The sequence below is a fragment of the Alishewanella aestuarii B11 genome (assembly GCF_000280055.1).
In the GTDB taxonomy this organism is placed as follows: Bacteria; Pseudomonadota; Gammaproteobacteria; order Enterobacterales; family Alteromonadaceae; genus Alishewanella; species Alishewanella aestuarii.
This window is the reverse complement of record NZ_ALAB01000026.1, coordinates 12,676-27,458: the sequence shown is the minus strand read 5'-3', so window position 1 is coordinate 27,458 and position 14,783 is coordinate 12,676. Positions and strand designations below refer to the sequence as shown.

Sequence of the window (14,783 nt, the reverse complement as noted above, 5' to 3'; positions counted from 1 at the left end):
TGTTGAATCCGGATTAGTCGAAAACAATATTATAAAGCCAGTGCCCCGGAAAAGCACCGGCTTTCTAAACGGTCTATTGATGTAAGCGGATGCTCTGCGCCGGCTTGCCGGACGTTAAACGGCCACTCTGATAGTCGCGGATCGCTTGCTCAATTTCCTCCACACTATTCATAACAAAGGGACCATATTGCACAATAGGCTCGTTAATAGGTTTAGCAGCCAGAAGCAGCACCCGGCAGGAGGTCAGTGCCGTGAACTCGACATCGCCTGAGGTTCCCAGCACCGCAGCATGATGCTCTTTGACTTTACTACCCGTCACGCTGATTTCGCCACTAAAAGGGTAAAGCAGCACATTGTGACCATCCGGTACCGGAATACTGAGGCTAGCACCCGCCTCGACAGTAAAATCAAAATACAGCGGTGCTGTGCTCAGACCTTGAATTGGACCAGCCCATTGCTGCCCTGGCTGTTCTAGGACTCCTGCGATAACTTTTGCGCTGATCCCTGCTGCAAGCTGAGCTGTCGGGATCTGCTCAGGGGCGATATCAACATAAGCTGCGTCTTTCATTTTTTCAGCGGCGGGTAAATTCAGCCATAACTGAAAACCGCGCATCAGGCCTGATTCCTGCTGTGGCATTTCGGAGTGGATAATACCGCGGCCGGCCGTCATCCATTGCACACCACCACTCTTCAGATGGCCTTTATTACCCAGGTGGTCTTCATGCAACATATGACCATCCAGCATATAGGTGACCGTTTCAAAGCCCCGGTGTGGGTGAGCCGGAAAGCCGGCAATATAGTCACTGGCGTGCTCCGAGCCGAAACAATCCAGCATCAGGAAGGGATCTAACCGCAGTTGCGGTTGTTGTCCCAGACTACGTTTGATTTTTACTCCAGCACCGTCCGATACAGTAACGGCTGAGATCAGTTGTTTGATGCTACGCATAGTCACCTCCGGTTAAGTTGTTGGTGCTATTAAATCTGATAATCATTCGAAAGATAAGTGCAAAATTCGGCAGTCTTTGTTCGCTTATCTAGAACTATCTCGCCACTTAGCCGCGATTCATAGCCGGTTAAGGCTAGCCGGCTAAATTAGGTCCCTGTGTAAAGCGCTAATTTAGCGCAGCAACCTTTATCTGGAGTTGTGATATGAACAAGACGTTTATTGCTCTTACTGTGCTTAGTGCACTGACGCTGGTGCCCGCTGAAGCTAATATCCGCTGGAATTATATTGGTGCCGGCTATACTGATGCTGGCGGCGATGGCCCTTATATCGGTGGCTCAGTGCAGTTCGCGCCTAACTGGGTTTTGCGTGCCGATTACAGTCGGCAATCACGGGGCCGGGCTGATTTCAATGTTGTCGATCTGGGGGTGGCTTATTTAACCGGCTTTAAGCTGGATTTCTCACCGCAAAGCCAAACCTATCTGCTGGCGGGTGTGAATTCTTATTCCGGCGATGCGGATGAAAGCCAGGGCGAGATCGCGAACGTTTTTTAAACAATAAACGATCAGTTTGACGATCTGATCTAGTTGTGATCATATACTCCTTTTTTGGAAGCATGCCATGTACCTTGAACTCTTTACTACACACTTTGACACCATCATCGACAACCGTCAGTCTGCAAAAGTTACCTATCCTTTATCTGATGTTTTATTCGTGACCTTATGTGGCGTGATTGCAGGCGCAGAGGGATGGTCGGAGATCCATGATTATGCTAAAGGTCATCACGAGTGGTTTCAGAAACAAGGTTTTTTAAGTGATGGCGTCCCGGTAGATGACACGATAGCGCGTATTATTTCCAAAATTGCTCCGGAACAATTCAGGCAATGTTTTATCGACTGGATGCAAGCGGTGCACAAGCTAACGCAGGGAGAAGTGATTGCCATAGATGGCAAAACGCTACGTAGCTCTTATGCACCAGAAGACAGAAAATCGACCATCCATATGGTGAACGCCTTTGCTTGTGCGAACAAAGTGGTGTTGGGGCAGCTGAAGACCGTGGAAAAATCGAATGAAATCACAGCCATCCCAGAGCTGATTCGATTGCTGGATATTGAAGGCGCCCTGGTTTCAATAGATGCGATGGGATGTCAAACGGCGATAGCAGAGCAAGTGATAGAGGGGAATGGGGATTATCTGTTGGCGCTTAAGGCAAACCAGGGAACGTTATACAACGCAGTAGAAGCGTTATTTGCCGGGCAACGAAGTCGCCCTCTTGATGGGATTGTCATAGAAAAGAACCGAGGCCGAATAGAAGCAAGAAGTTACCATGTAAAAGACGCCAGCGAACTGAAGGGAAACTTTAGTAAATGGGTTGGTCTGCAAACCGTTGGAATGAATCTAAGTTACCGGGAAGTAAAAGGAAAAAAATCGGAACTCACTTATCGTTACTACATCAGTTCAGCCAAGCTGAACGAAGTACAGTTAGCCGAGGCGGTTAGAGCTCATTGGGCCGTTGAAAATAGCCTACATTGGGTGCTGGATGTCAGCATGAAAGAAGATGCTTGCCAGATTTATCAGAATCACGCGGCGGAAAACTGGTCAATACTACGGCAATGGTCTTTAAATATGCTAAGAGCAGAGCCATCGAAAGGCAGCATCCCCGCAAAACAAAAACGTGCCTGGATGAAAACGGATTATTTGGAAGATGTCTTAAAAGCTGGTTTCAGCAGCAGAGTGTTTGAAAATTAAACACTCATGCGGGAGCCCTGGGATGAAAGCGGTCTCTACTTTGGTGCCGGCGTTAAACATGCCCTGACACCCCAAGCCGAACTCTTTACCGAAGCCACCTATCATACTGTAGCCGATAATTACGGTAGTCTGGGTGCGGGTATTGCTTTTTATCTCAGTCGCGACTGGGCAGTGCGCAGCAGCCTGGCACTAAACAGTGGTGCAGCAAAGAACGAATTTCGTCTTGGCGTTTCTTATCAATTCTGAGTTAAGCCGCGCCAGACTGACAGCAGCCCCTGCTGCTCTGTCAGCTGGTGCCAGATTTTATTTGCCAAGGTAGTGTCAAGGGCATTGCAGTTGGTGGGGCAGGCTTTTAAGATGGGCCCTCTGCAATTGTTGCCGGGAGGGGCCACATGCTAGATGATTTTTTTATTCAACTCAGTACTGAGCCGGATAGTATCAGTTTTGCGCAAAGTATTGCGGTAATTGAACAACATTATTATTTCACACCGGTCGCCTTCCAAAACGGTGAACTTAGTAATGCTGCCGGCGAAAATACCGGTTCTTGTAAAATTCTGGCCTTTGCACAATTACATCAATTGTCGGAAGCGCAAACGCTGCAATTATTCGGTGAGTACTACCGGCAGGTAATGGAATCTCCGGCTGGTACTGACCACCAGAATATCCGCAACTTTCAGCGTAGTGGTTGGGCCGGGGTGAGCTTTTCGGCGCCGGCTTTGCAGCTAAAACAAACTTAACGCTATAATCTTTCTCGCTTTTACTGGCGAAGCCAAACCTGCTTGCTATGCTTGGTATCAGGATGTTAAGCAAGCAGGAGCACTAATGCGTATCAATCAACCCGTCACCCAGCACGAACGTACCTTTAGCCCCGATGTTAAACTGATCTCCACCACCGATTTACGTGGCATGATACAGCACTGTAATGATGACTTTGTCAAAATCAGTGGTTTTACCCGCGAAGAACTGATTGGCCAACCGCATAATATAGTGCGGCATCCGGATATGCCGCCGCTGGCCTATAAAATTATGTGGGAGCATTTAAAAGCCGGCCGGCCCTGGATGGGGTTGGTAAAAAATCGCAGTAAAAATGGCGATTATTACTGGGTGGACGCTTATGTCACGCCGGTAACTGAACATGGCAAGGTAATTGGTTATGAATCGGTTCGTTCCTGCCCCAGCCGGCAAAATGTGGAACGGGCCGATAAGCTTTACAAGGCCATTAACGCCGGCAAATATACCAGCCGGCATTGGCATTTTAATGCCGAAAAAGCCTATATGTTGCTAACGCTGGTCGCGGTCGGTCTTGGCTACTGGCTGATGCCGGGTGTCGGTCTCCCGGTATTGTTGCTGGCCTTGTTGGTAGGCCATTTCGTGGTAGCGCACTACAGTCGAAAAAGCGCGTTACATAGTCTGGAGACCCTGTTACACAACGCCTTTAAGCATGAATTAGCGGTGTTAACCTTTACTGATGATGAGCCGGATCTCGGGGCACTGAAAGTCAGCATTATGAGTTCGGAAGCGCATTTGGGGGCGGTGTTAACCCGGATTGAAGACGCGGCTAAATCTGTTGCCGGGCAAGCGGAGCTGGGGCAACAACAAGCCGATGCCAGTCGGCAGAAAATCCGTTTACAACAGCAGGAAACGGATCAGACTGCTGCGGCGATGCATCAGATGACCACCACCATCAATGAAGTGTCCGGGCACGTGCAGGAAACGGCGGGCCGGGCTGAGCATGCTAATGAGTTGGCGGCACTGGGACGGGATGCTGCCCGCACCACGCGCAAAGTGATTGAGGATTTGCGGCAAACGGTGGCTGAGATTGCCAGCTCGGTGGCGGAGGTATCAGAGCAAACCCAAAAAATTGCCTCGGTGGCGCAAATGATTGAGCAAATTGCCGAGCAGACCAATTTGTTAGCACTTAATGCCGCTATCGAGGCGGCACGCGCCGGGGAGCAAGGACGGGGTTTTGCAGTTGTGGCCGATGAAGTGCGTAATCTGGCACAGCGAACCCAGCACTCAACCAAAGAAATTCATAGCATTATCAATGAGCTTGGTAGTCGGGCGACTAATGCAGTACGGGTGGCGGCTGCGGGTACGGAAGGCGCCGAAAGTGGCTTACAGCAAGTCAGGCAAACGGCCGAAATGCTAAATGGTATCTCAGAAGCGGTTAATGCGATTACCCAGATGGCGCTACAGATGGCGACAGCGGTTGAGCAACAGGCACATGTTGCAGAAAGTGTTAACCAGCAGGTGGTAAATATTGCCGATCTCTCCACGCAAAGCCTGCAACAGGCTGATGCATCCGCCGCAACGACAGTGCAAATGCAGCATATTGCGCGCGAGTTACACGAATTAGTGGTGCGCTTTAAACGCCGGTAAAAAGGGCGGCGACAGTAAACTGAGCTTACTGTCGCCGTGACCTGTCGGTGACTATACCGAGATATTGATATTTTGACCCAGATTCCCCACCGGCTGTGCCATTGAGGTTTGTTCAACAGTTTGCATTGCACTTTGCACCAATAAATTGGTCATTTGTGCTTGCTGATTCTGTTGTTTCTTGGCCATAACAGCGCCCAGTACCTCAAAGGCCTGAGCAGACGCCAGGGCGCCAACGGATTGACTCATTTTTCCCTCCGGTTAGCTTAACGGCGATCTTATATCGGCGTGGTTGTTTTTAACTTTAGTTATTTTTAGCGGCAGGGACAATAGCAGGCTGAATAAAAGGGTGAATGCCGCCTGTTGCAGCAGGCGGCATTCGATCTTAGCGCGGAGTGACTCATTTCTCCTGTGCGTTAAGAAGCTTGGATCAGCGCAGTAGACTGCGCTTTAATTTGTGAGTGTGAAAGCGCCGGTACTGCCCGCAAGGCAGGCGCTGCTAAGGTTGCGGTAGTGGGCTTTAACGAGCGGATTGGTCGGGTTGGCCCCTTTTTCACTAAACCCTTTAAGGTCGGTTCAACCTTAGGCGCGGGCTTGCCTAGTTTTTGCGCCAGTGCAGCCTGTAATTCAGTCACAGTATAACCGGATTTAATGGCAATACGCAGATAGGGGATACCAGCTGCCTCCAGGGCACCGCTGACAAACCAGTCAGGTACCGCCTTATGACCATCCCGGTGCTGTACATTGACCAGATCGACTACGGCGATTACTTTCATCGATTCAGGCTCACACAGGATAAAATCCAGATACTTGGCATTCAGTTTTAACAGGGTGCTGCGCCGGGTTTTGTCATTAGCACTGTCCCGTACTTCCAGTACATCGGCCAGCTTCACCCGATTCAATATTTTGTAATCAGCTGCCGCGGCTTTTTCCAGCAAACTCAGAAAGGAGCGCTCGACCGGACTAAACAAGCTTGGTTTAGCCTGTACCTGAAATGGATTGCTATTGTCAATAAAACGGCTGGCGACCAGGGCAACCAGCACCACCAGCAAAACTAATAACAGCATGACAAATTCCATGCATCCTCCGACGAAAAATTGACAAGACCACTAAGGTAGTAATTTCTAAGCATAAGCTGTGCCACAATTATGGTTGCTTCCGCTATTTTGATATTTTCTGTAAGAATGCTTGTCATAGTCGCCATTAATGGCTTTTATGAAGAAATCCGGCTTATAGTAACTTCATCTGAAACAGTACAGAGGCAGCAACATGACAACAGCGATTACCCGTGGCGGTTTAACCATTAAAGCGCCGATCAGCGATGCCTATCAGCAAATCCTGACTGAACCGGCCTGTCAATTTGTCAGCGAGCTGGTACAGCTATTCCGGCCCCGGTTAAAAGCCCTGTTAGCAGCGCGGGCAGAGCGGCAGGCGCAATTTGATGCCGGTGCCTTACCTGATTTTCTGCCTGAAACCCAAGCCATCCGCGACGGCGCCTGGCAGGTTGCGCCTCTACCAGCCGATTTGCTGGATCGCCGGGTGGAAATTACTGGTCCGGTGGATCGCAAGATGATCATCAACGCCTTGAATGCCGATGTAAAAGTCTTTATGGCGGACTTTGAAGACTCGCAAACGCCGAGCTGGGATGGTGTGATTGAAGGTCAGATCAACCTGCGCGATGCTAACCTGGGCACTATCAGCTATACCGATCCACAAAGCGGTAAACACTATGCGTTAAAAGACAACCCGGCGTTGTTAATTGCCCGGGTCCGCGGTTTGCACTTATGGGAAAAGCATATTGAGCTGGATGGTGAGCAAATTCCGGGCAGCATTTTGGATTTTGCGCTGTATTTTTACCATAACTATCAGACCCGCCTGGCGAAAGGTACCGGCGTGTATTATTACCTGCCGAAATTACAAAGCCATCTGGAAGCGAAATGGTGGGATGATATCTTCCATTTTACCGAGCGTAAGTTTGCTGTGGCGACAGGTACCATCCGCGCCACTATCCTGATCGAAACCCTGCCAGCCGTATTCGAGATGGACGAGATCCTGTATATGATGAAAGATCATATTGCCGCGCTGAACTGTGGGCGCTGGGATTACATTTTTAGCTATATCAAGACCTTAAATAACCATCCGGATCGGGTATTACCAGATCGGCAGGTCGTGACCATGAATAAGCCGTTTTTAAGTGCTTACTCGCGACTGCTGATCAAAACCTGTCATAAGCGCGGTGCGCTGGCGATGGGCGGTATGGCGGCTTTTATTCCGGCTAAGGATCCGGCGGCTAATGCCGCGATTTTAGAGCGGGTGACTGCCGATAAAACGCTGGAAGCCAGTAATGGCCATGACGGTACCTGGGTAGCCCATCCGGGGCTGGCAGCTACCGCCAATGCGGTCTTTGACCAGGTGTTAACTGGCGGTAAAACCAATCAACTGCATGTGCTGCGCGAGCAGGATGCGCCGGTCACGGCCGCTGAGTTACTGGCGCCTTGTGATGGTGAACGCACTGAGCAGGGGATGCGCACCAATATCCGGGTGGCGCTACAATATCTTGCCGCCTGGATCAGCGGCAAGGGTTGCGTACCGATCTATGGTTTGATGGAAGACGCTGCGACGGCGGAGATTTCCAGAACCTCGATCTGGCAGTGGATCAAACATGGTAAGCAGCTGAGTAATGGTCAGCTGGTCACCAAAGCATTTTTTGCTACCTTACTGGAGCAAGAAGCCGAAGTAGTGTTCGCCGAGGTGGGCGCCGAGGTCTGGCATAGCCAGAATTTTGAACGCGCCAAAGCCTTATTGCTGGACATTACCACAGCAGATGAACTGGTGGACTTCCTGACCCTGCCAGCTTATCAACTGCTGGATTGATGTAACAAGACCTGAAAAAACCTGATGTGCAAGGCGCCCCTGTGGCGCCTTTTTCGATGTTATGTCTAACCCAGTTCAGGTCAGTTCAGTTCATCTGCCGTTTCGGTGATCAGACGGCGAAACCAGATATGGCTGGCATCCTGATGCAGCAGAGGGCTCCAGATCATTTTCAGTTCAATTGACGGAATGGCAAAAGGTGGGTCCATAATCGCCATCGTCGGATCTTTTTCGTATAAACGGGCGGCGCGGCTGGGCAGCGTCGCAATCAGGTCAATACCTACCGCCAGATGCATCGCCACATGGTAGTTACGGGTAAAGACGGTGATATTGCGTTGTTTGCCCAGTTTGGCCAGGGCTTCGTCTACCCAGCCGAGCTTTTGCACATCTTTCGGATCCATACCGACGCCGACACCAAAGCCGGTTTTACTGACCCAGATATGCTGCGCTTTCAGATAGCTATCCAGATTAAAGTGCGAGAGCACCGGGTTTTGCCGGTTTAGCAGGCAGGAAAAACTATCGCGCCAGACGGTTTTCTGATGAAACGACTGCGGTAATTGATCAAAGCGGTTAATCGCCATATCGACCTTGCCATTTTCCACATCATGAAAGGTCACATCGGACGGGGTCATAATATCCAGACTGGTATAGGGCGCCTGTACCCGCAATTTTTTTAACAGCGCTGGGATCAGCGTCGAGGCCGCATAATCGCTGGCCATGATCCGGAACACGCGCCGACTTTGTGACGGCTCAAAATCTTTGTTCGGTTGTAAGGTTTCTTCCAGGGTTAGCAAAACACCGCGTACCACAGGGGCTAATTCGCGCGCCCGCTCGGTAGGCACCATCCCCTCAGAGGTGCGCACCAGGATCGGATCGTTGAGTAAATCCCGCAGTCGTTTTAAGCCATTACTCATCGCCGGCTGGGTGATATTCAGCTGGTTGGCGGCACGGGTCACATTCTTCTCCCGTAGCAGCACATCTAGGTAAACCAGCAGGTTGAGGTCCATTTTGTTGATATTCATATCTGAAATGCTCAGCTGTCAGTACATTATTGCGCTGAATCATAGCATTGCTGCAAAGCGAACCCAATAGCCGTTTTTGCCATTCACTAAAAAAATGATGGGCATCATGAAAATCAGCTTTATGAATCTTTGTTTTGTTAACTATATTGAAAGCACACCACAGCGGTTACAGTTAAAACCAAGAGGAAACTACCATGACAGCTTATCAAGATCAGATCGCCGCATTAGAGCAAGTTGTTGGCAGCAACCAGGGCTGGAATGCTATCAGTCCTGAGTATGCGGCACGGATGCGCTTACAAAACCGTTTTAATACCGGTTTAGATATCGCGAAATATACCGCTAAGGTTATGCGCGCCGATATGGCCGCTTATGACGCTGACAGCAGCCAGTACACGCAGTCATTGGGTTGCTGGCATGGTTTTATCGGCCAGCAAAAACTGATTGCGATTAAAAAGCACTTTGGTACCACCAAGCGCAAATACCTGTATCTGTCTGGTTGGATGATTGCCGCACTGCGCTCTGAGTTTGGCCCACTGCCGGACCAATCCATGCACGAGAAAACCTCTGTGCCGGCATTAATTGCTGAGTTGTACACCTTTTTAAAACAAGCCGATGCCCGCGAGCTGGGCGGTTTGTTCCGTGAACTGGATGCAGCCCGTGCTGCCGGAGACAGCGCCAAAGCCGCAGCGGTACAGAGCAAGATTGATAACTTTGAAACCCACGTGGTGCCGATTATTGCCGATATTGATGCCGGCTTTGGTAATGAAGAAGCCACCTACTTACTGGCGAAGAAAATGATTGAAGCCGGTGCCTGTGCGATTCAGATTGAAAACCAGGTCTCGGATGAGAAGCAGTGTGGTCACCAGGATGGTAAGGTCACAGTACCGCATGCGGATTTCCTGGCGAAAATTAATGCCGTGCGTTACGCCTTCCTGGAGCTGGGCGTCGATGATGGCGTTATCGTGGCCCGTACTGATTCTTTAGGTGCGGGTTTAACCAAGCAAATCGCGGTAACCAAAGCGCCGGGCGATTTAGGCGATAAATATAACAGCTTCCTGGATGGCGATTACATTAGCAGTGCCGATGATATTGCCAATGGTGACGTGGTGGTAAAAGCCAATGGTAAGCTGTTAAAGCCGAAGCGTTTGGCCAGTGGGTTATTCCAGTTCAAACCGGGCAGTGGTATCGATCGGGTGGTATTGGATTGTATTACCTCATTACAAAACGGTGCTGACTTACTGTGGATTGAGACCGAGAAGCCACATATCGGTCAGATCAAAGAGATGGTTGACCGTATTCGTGAAGTGGTGCCAGGTGCCAAGCTGGTTTATAACAACAGCCCATCCTTTAACTGGACACTGAATTTCCGCCAGCAAGTATTTGATGCCTGGCAAGCGGCGGGCAAAGATGTGTCTGCGTACGATCGTGCCGCCTTGATGAGCGCCGAGTATGATACGACAGAGCTGGCGCTGGAAGCGGATAAGCGGATTCAGACCTTCCAGGCTGATGCGGCGCGTGAGGCGGGGATTTTCCACCACCTGATCACCCTGCCGACTTATCATACCGCGGCTCTGTCTACCGACAATCTGGCGAAGGAATACTTTGGCGCCGCCGGTATGCTGGGTTATGTGGCTGGGGTACAGCGTAAGGAAATCCGTCAGGGCATCGCCTGTGTCAAGCATCAGAATATGTCTGGTTCAGATATCGGTGATGATCACAAAGAGTACTTCTCTGGTGAAGCGGCACTAAAAGCCGGTGGTGCTCATAACACCATGAATCAGTTCTAAGTTTTCGCAACGTGGTCAGGTAACTGACAGTTGGGCAGCCTCGGCTGCCCTTTTATGTCTGATTTAATCCGGCAGCTGTAAATGCGGTTTACCTTTTAAATAAGCATTGCGAAAAACCTGAAAGTACTCCGCTAACTGCTCTGCCGCCGGTTGATCGGCCGCCAGCCGCAGCACTTCAATCGCCACTTCCGCGGTACAAAGTTGATGCAAATGTGCCGCTTCGCGCAGCAGATAATCACTTTGTTGCGTTGGCTGGATCCCCAGCACCGGCAGTTTAGCCAGATAAGGGCTTTTAAACATTTTCTTCGCTTCGCGCCAGGTGCCATCCAGCATCACAAACAGCGGCGTGCGCCCGGCGCTGGCCTGCTGTAGCGCAGCCGCATCGGCCAGACAACGTTCTGCTTCGGCATATTGGCTTGGAAAAACCACGATGGGCGCATAACGTGGGTCGGCCAGCAGCGCCAGTAACGCCGGATCCGGCCGGGTGCGATCCCAGACAAAGGCATGGCTATCGGCGGCAATATCGCAGATCAGGCGCCCGGTATTACTCGGTTTATAGCATTCGCCGGTATACATAATAAAGCAAAACGCGGATTTTGCCTGCGGCGCTGGTGTGGCCGCACAGATACAGTCAGCTTGGGGTAGCAAACAGTGCTCGCAGCGGCGCACCTTGCTACCCCTGGCATTAAAAACGCGGGTGGCTTTTTGCAATTCGCGCTGTCGTAGCGCCAGAATAGCATTGCGATGCATTGGCAGGTGTTCCGGGCGTTGGCTGTTTGGGCGCGTATTCTAGCGGCTTTTATGCTAAGCTGCCGCCACTTTTTGCTGCTTTGTTGGCTTAAACCAGACGTCGTGATGTTAATTACTGCCAAACAGCCTTCTGAAATTACCTTGCCGGCGCATAATCAGGGCTGGCCGACGGTACTGGCATTTTTGTGTGCTCATTTTCCGCGCATTCCGGCTGAGCTTTGGCAGCAGCGGATCCGCGACGGCAAGGTCTATTGGTATCAGGGTGAGGCGATTACCGAGCAAACGCCTTTTTTACCCAGTCGCCGGCTCTGTTATTTTCGCGAAGTCGCCGCAGAGCCGAAAATTCCGTTTTTGCATCAGATCCTGTATCAGGACGAGCACCTGCTGGTTGCGGATAAACCGCATTTTTTACCGGTTACACCGGGCGGAGACTTTGTTAACGAATGCCTGTTGCAGCGGCTGAAAGAGGATACCGGGATCAGCGATTTAGCGCCGCTGCACCGGCTGGATCGGGATACTGCCGGCTTAGTGTTGTTTAGCTGTAATAGCATAAGCCGGCCACACTATTACCAGCTATTTCAGCAGGGGCAACTGGTAAAGCGCTATCAGGCCCGGGCCCGCTTAAGCACAAACTTACAGCCGCCGTTAAGCTGGCAGTTGAGTAACCGGATTGAAAAAGCCCAGCCGCGGTTTATTAATCAAATCGTACCGGGTGAGGCCAATGCGCAGTCTATTGTCGAGCTGGTCGGCGTTGATGGGGATATCGGCCAGTTTCAGCTGCAGCCGCTGACGGGGAAAACCCATCAACTCAGGCTGCATATGCTGAGTCTGGGCATGCCGATCTTAAATGATGCTTACTATCCTGAGCTATTACCGAAAAATACCAGCGATTTTAGCCGACCCCTGCAGCTATTAGCGCAGCAGCTGAGTTTTATCGATCCGCTTAGCCAACGTCAGCAGCATTTTGTCTCGCAGCAGAGGTTGTTTTAGCCTAGTTGTTGTAACAGCCGGTCTAACTGATTAGCAAAGGCCTGACGATCGGCCTGGCTAAAAGCGGCCGGGCCGCCACTTTGCACACCACTGGCGCGTAGCGTCTCCATAAAATCCCGCATCGTCAGTTTTTGACGGATGGTATCGCGATCATAGCGCTCACCGCGCGGATTAATCGCTTCCGCGCCCTTGGCCAGCACCTCAGCCGCCAGCGGGATATCACCGGTAATCACCAGATCGCCTTGGTGACAACGGCGCACAATCTCATTATCGGCTTCATCAAAACCCTTGCTGACCGTCAGGCTGCTGATAAAGGGCGAGGGTGGGGTACGTAGTGGCTGATTTGCCACCAGCACCAGCGGCAGTTGCTTACGCTCTGCGGCACGGTACAGGATCTCTTTAATGACGGCCGGGCAGGCATCGGCATCGACCCAGATAGTAAAAGGCATAAGGTTATTCCGGATAAAGGTGACAAAAGCGCATGGCTTGCGGATAAGGGAAAATATCTTCCACCTGGCCCTGGCGGATCCGGTACTGCTTTTGTCGCCAGTAGCCGGCATCCAACAGCTCCGGATGTTTACTAAATAACATATCGCGGATCTCGGCACCCGGTGTGACAAAGGTCGCCATCTGTTCCGGAAAGACATCACCGGGTGCGGCCCAGCAATTTGCCTCTGCTTCCAGTGCTGCTTCAAAGCTATCGACCTTGGGCAGGCTGCGGAAATTCACATCCAGCAGATATTGCACCTCGTCATAATCATAGAACACCACTCTTTTATGCCGGGTGACACCAAAGTTTTTCAGTAGCATATCGCCGGGGAAAATATTGGCGGCAATCATTTCTTTAATGGCGGTGCCGTAGTCATCCATAATGCTGGCTTTATCGGCAGTCGAGGCCTGCTCCAGATAGAGATTGAGTGGTGTCATCCGCCGTTCAATATACAGATGTTTAATCACCACCAGCTCGTCCTCAATTTGCAGTGAACCGGCAATACTGTCCTGTAGCTCCTGCAATAACTCAGGCGTAAAGCGTGCCTTGGGTAAGGCAACATCGGAATATTCCAGCGTATCGGCCATCCGGCCGACCCGATCGTGCTGTTTCACCAGTTGATAGCGGGCTTTTACCGTGGCACGGTCAAATTGTTTGGTTTCGCTAAAGGTATCGCGAATCACTTTAAACACATAAGGAAAAGAGGGCAGGGTAAACACCATCATTACCATGCCCCGGATCCCCGGCGCGGCAACAAAGCGATCCCGTGAGCGCTCAAGATGGGTCAAAAGCTCGCGATAAAACTCGGTTTTACCCTGTTTATGCAGACCTATGGCGGCATACAGTTCTGCCAGGGTTTTATGCGGTAGCAATTCGCGTAAAAAATGCACCAATGCCGAGGGGACCGGGCATTGCACCATAAAGTAGGCACGCGAGAAGCCAAAGATAATACTCATTTGCTCCGGATCGGTAAGCAGCGTATCCAGATACAGACCTTTACCTTCAGCGTGCAGCAACGGAATGATAAAAGGTTGCTGGCCCTGCGGCGTCACCACCCGGCCAACCAGATAGGCAGCCTTATTGCGAAAAAACGGGGTGTGCAGAATATCTAACCGCAGCAGATGCACCGGGAAAGCGCCATGACTGGACTGACTGATAAAGCTGCGTAGCACACAGCGGATATCATGTTCCAGATCGATAAAGGGCGTACTAAAACCAAAGGCGGCAATAATATTGCGGATCGACTGCTTTAAGCCATCCTGTGCCGGGAAATAACTTTGGTACACCGAGGCAATAGGTGCCGGCAGATGTTGTTTATCCAAGGTTGATTCGACAAAGATATTCTGGTTATGAAAATATTTGCGGGCAAATAACCGGCAAAATACCGAGTTATAAAAGGTTTCTGCCAGTTCTGCCTGCGGATGAAACAGCAGATATTCCAGATAATGTTGCTTAACCTGCTGCCACAACGGTTCATTTAAACATTCGGCGGGTAATTGCTGGCGCAGCAGGCTGATGGTTTCATTAACCCGCAAATCATAAAACTGGATCCGCTCTGAGCTATCCTGCTGATAGGCCTGCCAGTCGGCTTGTTCAAAGCGCTGCCGGGCGCGAGCCGTGACCTGCTGAAATAAGCGAAAGTGTTTGCGAAAGCCCTTTAAAATAATCTCGGCAATTTGCCGTGCCTGCTGCATAAGCCCTGCTGTGCTGCAAAAAAAATCTAAGGCTACTTTACTGATAAAGTTAAGTCACTGGCAAACGCTAATCAGCGAAAAGGGCTCGTACTGAGCCCTTTTTGTGCCGGT

The 14,783-nt window shown here is 50.8% G+C and carries 15 protein-coding genes; 8 read left to right on the top strand and 7 right to left on the bottom strand.

Annotated elements, in window-relative coordinates:
- Positions 1-73: 73 nt before the first annotated feature.
- Positions 74-946, bottom strand: coding sequence for a pirin family protein (locus AEST_RS09370; RefSeq protein WP_008608684.1), 873 nt, complete (start codon positions 944-946; stop codon positions 74-76).
- A gap of 203 nt (positions 947-1,149) precedes the next feature.
- Here AEST_RS09370 and AEST_RS09365 point away from each other — a divergent pair, with 203 nt between their 5' ends.
- The 5 genes from AEST_RS09365 to AEST_RS09345 all read left to right on the top strand — a co-directional run bounded on the left by AEST_RS09365 (position 1,150) and on the right by AEST_RS09345 (position 5,071).
- On the top strand, positions 1,150-1,497 hold the full coding sequence (locus tag AEST_RS09365; RefSeq protein WP_008608683.1) for an outer membrane protein, porin family: 348 nt from the start codon (positions 1,150-1,152) through the stop codon (positions 1,495-1,497).
- A 67-nt stretch (positions 1,498-1,564) separates the two neighbouring features.
- Positions 1,565-2,692 (top strand): ISAs1 family transposase, encoded by a 1,128-nt coding sequence (locus AEST_RS09360; protein ID WP_008608682.1) that lies wholly within the window; start codon positions 1,565-1,567, stop codon positions 2,690-2,692.
- Positions 2,693-2,698: 6 nt separating this feature from the next.
- Entirely contained in the window at positions 2,699-2,938 is a 240-nt protein-coding gene (locus AEST_RS09355) for a hypothetical protein (RefSeq protein ID WP_008608681.1), read from the top strand.
- A 146-nt stretch (positions 2,939-3,084) separates the two neighbouring features.
- A complete protein-coding gene (locus tag AEST_RS09350) occupies positions 3,085-3,429 on the top strand; it encodes a HopJ type III effector protein (protein ID WP_008608679.1) in 345 nt (114 codons plus the stop codon).
- Between the two features lie 85 nt (positions 3,430-3,514).
- A complete protein-coding gene (locus AEST_RS09345) occupies positions 3,515-5,071 on the top strand; it encodes a methyl-accepting chemotaxis protein (protein WP_008608677.1) in 1,557 nt (518 codons plus the stop codon).
- Between the two features lie 51 nt (positions 5,072-5,122).
- On the opposite strand, the gene AEST_RS09340 is transcribed toward AEST_RS09345, so the two are convergent.
- Both AEST_RS09340 and AEST_RS09335 read right to left on the bottom strand, forming a co-directional pair.
- A complete protein-coding gene (locus AEST_RS09340) occupies positions 5,123-5,317 on the bottom strand; it encodes a hypothetical protein (RefSeq protein ID WP_008608675.1) in 195 nt (64 codons plus the stop codon).
- Positions 5,318-5,484: 167 nt separating this feature from the next.
- On the bottom strand, positions 5,485-6,135 hold the full coding sequence (locus tag AEST_RS09335) for a DUF2726 domain-containing protein (protein WP_238534589.1): 651 nt from the start codon (positions 6,133-6,135) through the stop codon (positions 5,485-5,487).
- Positions 6,136-6,337: 202 nt separating this feature from the next.
- On the opposite strand from AEST_RS09335, the gene aceB reads away from it, so the two are divergent.
- Positions 6,338-7,942, top strand: a complete 1,605-nt coding sequence (gene aceB / locus AEST_RS09330; protein WP_008608672.1) for a malate synthase A — start codon at positions 6,338-6,340, stop codon at positions 7,940-7,942.
- Positions 7,943-8,022: 80 nt separating this feature from the next.
- Here aceB and AEST_RS09325 read toward each other — a convergent pair whose 3' ends face one another.
- The gene (locus AEST_RS09325) at positions 8,023-8,961 is read right to left on the bottom strand and encodes a LysR family transcriptional regulator (RefSeq protein ID WP_008608671.1); all 939 of its coding nucleotides are present in this window, start codon (positions 8,959-8,961) and stop codon (positions 8,023-8,025) included.
- A gap of 194 nt (positions 8,962-9,155) precedes the next feature.
- Here AEST_RS09325 and AEST_RS09320 point away from each other — a divergent pair, with 194 nt between their 5' ends.
- A complete protein-coding gene (locus AEST_RS09320; protein WP_008608669.1) occupies positions 9,156-10,748 on the top strand; it encodes an isocitrate lyase in 1,593 nt (530 codons plus the stop codon).
- Positions 10,749-10,811: 63 nt separating this feature from the next.
- Here AEST_RS09320 and AEST_RS09315 read toward each other — a convergent pair whose 3' ends face one another.
- Positions 10,812-11,498 (bottom strand): tRNA-uridine aminocarboxypropyltransferase, encoded by a 687-nt coding sequence (locus AEST_RS09315; protein ID WP_008608667.1) that lies wholly within the window; start codon positions 11,496-11,498, stop codon positions 10,812-10,814.
- On the opposite strand from AEST_RS09315, the gene AEST_RS09310 reads away from it, so the two are divergent.
- A complete protein-coding gene (locus AEST_RS09310) occupies positions 11,493-12,488 on the top strand; it encodes a pseudouridine synthase (RefSeq protein WP_008608668.1) in 996 nt (331 codons plus the stop codon). The genes AEST_RS09315 and AEST_RS09310 overlap by 6 nt on opposite strands.
- Here the strand turns inward: AEST_RS09310 and AEST_RS09305 are convergent.
- Positions 12,485-12,937 (bottom strand): YaiI/YqxD family protein, encoded by a 453-nt coding sequence (locus AEST_RS09305; protein WP_008608666.1) that lies wholly within the window; start codon positions 12,935-12,937, stop codon positions 12,485-12,487. The genes AEST_RS09310 and AEST_RS09305 overlap by 4 nt on opposite strands.
- Positions 12,938-12,941: 4 nt before the next feature.
- Positions 12,942-14,672 carry a bifunctional isocitrate dehydrogenase kinase/phosphatase gene (gene aceK / locus AEST_RS09300; protein WP_008608665.1) on the bottom strand — a complete coding sequence of 577 codons (1,731 nt, stop codon included), beginning with the start codon at positions 14,670-14,672 and terminating at the stop codon, positions 12,942-12,944.
- Positions 14,673-14,783 lie beyond the last annotated feature (111 nt).

What these genes read in the sequence shown, in the direction of transcription:
- AEST_RS09370 (WP_008608684.1), bottom strand. Translation starts at nt 946, where the DNA reads ATGCGTAGCATCAAACAACTGATCTCAGCCGTTACTGTATCGGACGGT.
- AEST_RS09365 (WP_008608683.1), top strand. Translation starts at nt 1,150, where the DNA reads ATGAACAAGACGTTTATTGCTCTTACTGTGCTTAGTGCACTGACGCTG.
- AEST_RS09360 (WP_008608682.1), top strand. Translation starts at nt 1,565, where the DNA reads ATGTACCTTGAACTCTTTACTACACACTTTGACACCATCATCGACAAC.
- AEST_RS09355 (WP_008608681.1), top strand. Translation starts at nt 2,699, where the DNA reads ATGCGGGAGCCCTGGGATGAAAGCGGTCTCTACTTTGGTGCCGGCGTT.
- AEST_RS09350 (WP_008608679.1), top strand. Translation starts at nt 3,085, where the DNA reads ATGCTAGATGATTTTTTTATTCAACTCAGTACTGAGCCGGATAGTATC.
- AEST_RS09345 (WP_008608677.1), top strand. Translation starts at nt 3,515, where the DNA reads ATGCGTATCAATCAACCCGTCACCCAGCACGAACGTACCTTTAGCCCC.
- AEST_RS09340 (WP_008608675.1), bottom strand. Translation starts at nt 5,317, where the DNA reads ATGAGTCAATCCGTTGGCGCCCTGGCGTCTGCTCAGGCCTTTGAGGTA.
- AEST_RS09335 (WP_238534589.1), bottom strand. Translation starts at nt 6,135, where the DNA reads ATGCTGTTATTAGTTTTGCTGGTGGTGCTGGTTGCCCTGGTCGCCAGC.
- aceB (WP_008608672.1), top strand. Translation starts at nt 6,338, where the DNA reads ATGACAACAGCGATTACCCGTGGCGGTTTAACCATTAAAGCGCCGATC.
- AEST_RS09325 (WP_008608671.1), bottom strand. Translation starts at nt 8,961, where the DNA reads ATGAATATCAACAAAATGGACCTCAACCTGCTGGTTTACCTAGATGTG.
- AEST_RS09320 (WP_008608669.1), top strand. Translation starts at nt 9,156, where the DNA reads ATGACAGCTTATCAAGATCAGATCGCCGCATTAGAGCAAGTTGTTGGC.
- AEST_RS09310 (WP_008608668.1), top strand. Translation starts at nt 11,493, where the DNA reads ATGCATTGGCAGGTGTTCCGGGCGTTGGCTGTTTGGGCGCGTATTCTA.
- AEST_RS09315 (WP_008608667.1), bottom strand. Translation starts at nt 11,498, where the DNA reads ATGCATCGCAATGCTATTCTGGCGCTACGACAGCGCGAATTGCAAAAA.
- AEST_RS09305 (WP_008608666.1), bottom strand. Translation starts at nt 12,937, where the DNA reads ATGCCTTTTACTATCTGGGTCGATGCCGATGCCTGCCCGGCCGTCATT.
- aceK (WP_008608665.1), bottom strand. Translation starts at nt 14,672, where the DNA reads ATGCAGCAGGCACGGCAAATTGCCGAGATTATTTTAAAGGGCTTTCGC.